Below are 306 nucleotides of genomic sequence, written 5' to 3' on the forward strand. Positions count from 1 at the left end.
ACTGATAAACTTATCCTTAGAGAGATGAGTGTTCAGCAAGGGGCCGCTGTTTCGCCTACCCACTATATCTCAAAGAATTTTGAAATTAAACTTATCGACAACTGTGCTGCCGAGAAGTTGGAGGATAGATTTCCTGTGTATTTGCGATATGATTCTGGAAAGAATCATGGAAGACTAATTGCGGACCTCAAGAAACGCTATGGCGATGAAATTGAGCCGAACAAGGTGGTGGCAGATTTTGATGGCCATATCGTAGCCTACGGGGTTGAATTTTCAGGTGACAAGCTGTTGTATGCCGAATACGGC

The 306-nt window shown here is 43.8% G+C and carries 1 protein-coding gene; it reads left to right on the plus strand.

Going from position 1 to position 306, the window contains the following annotated elements; all coding sequences use genetic code 11:
* Nucleotides 1-24 precede the first annotated feature (24 nt).
* Nucleotides 25-306 (plus strand): hypothetical protein (locus AMS65_RS20605; protein WP_206541954.1); only part of this gene is annotated, 282 nt, incomplete at its 3' end.

It is taken from the genome of Leucobacter celer subsp. astrifaciens (assembly GCF_001273835.1).
Taxonomy (GTDB): domain Bacteria; phylum Actinomycetota; class Actinomycetes; order Actinomycetales; family Microbacteriaceae; genus Leucobacter; species Leucobacter celer.